At 61.3% G+C, this 1,012-nt stretch carries 1 protein-coding gene; it reads left to right on the forward strand.

Translation table 11 applies throughout. The features are described from left to right. Nucleotides 1-56: 56 nt before the first annotated feature. Nucleotides 57-1,012 (forward strand): IS481 family transposase (locus SAZ01S_RS23280; RefSeq protein WP_084584701.1); only part of this gene is annotated, 956 nt, incomplete at its 3' end.

A 1,012-nucleotide genomic window follows, 5' to 3' on the forward strand; every position in this document is an offset into this window, starting at 1 on the left:
TGTTTGATCCCGGACTTTGATGGTGCATTCTTCACAGGCGAGTGGAAGGAGGCACTATGGGCCAGGTTCTCCATGGGAGCGCCACGACGACTGAGGCGGTCCGTCGAGCGATACAGCATAGTCAAGAGAGCCTGAGGGCTCTCGCCAAGCGCCACGGCATCAACCAGAAAACGGTGGCGAAGTGGAAGAAGCGGACCTCCACGGCCGATTTGCCAACGGGTCCGAAGGACCCAAGATCAACCTCGCTCTCTATCGAGGACGAGGCGGTGGTGGTCGCATTCCGGCGCCACACGCTGCTGCCGCTGGATGATTGCCTCTACGCGCTCCAGGCGACGATCCCGCACCTGACCCGCTCGTCGCTGCACCGCTGCCTCCAACGCCATGGCATATCGCGGCTGCCCGAGATCGAGGGCGAAAAGACCGCCAAGCGGAAATTCAAGAGCTACCCGATCGGCTACTTCCACATCGACATCGCCGAGGTTCGCACCGAACAAGGCAAGCTTCACCTGTTTGTCGCGATTGACCGAACCTCGAAGTTCGTCTTCGTCGAACTGCACGAGAAAGCCACCACCCGCGTGTCGGGAGACTTCCTGCGGCACCTCATCGCGGCAGTGCCATACAAGGTACATACCGTCCTCACCGACAACGGCATCCACTTCACAACGCCCGGCGCCGGCGGTTCGGCCGTGCCGCTGATCAAGGAAGCCATCGCCAACGGTGAGCTCTTCCGTGCCCACGCGTTCGAGCTCGCCTGCGCCGAGAACGATATCGAACACCGCCTCACCAAACCGAAGCATCCTTGGACCAACGGTCAGGTCGAACGGATGAACCGCACCATCAAGGAAGCGACCGTCAAGCGCTACCACTACAACAGCCACGACCAGCTGCGGCAGCACCTCGCCGACTTCGTCGCCGCCTACAACTTCGGCCGCAGATTGAAGACACTTCGAGGCCTGACACCCTACGAAGCCATCTGCAAGGCTTGGCAGCTCGAACCCGCCCGCTTCACATC

This window comes from Sphingomonas azotifigens NBRC 15497 (assembly GCF_002091475.1).
In the GTDB taxonomy this organism is placed as follows: Bacteria; Pseudomonadota; Alphaproteobacteria; order Sphingomonadales; family Sphingomonadaceae; genus Sphingomonas; species Sphingomonas azotifigens.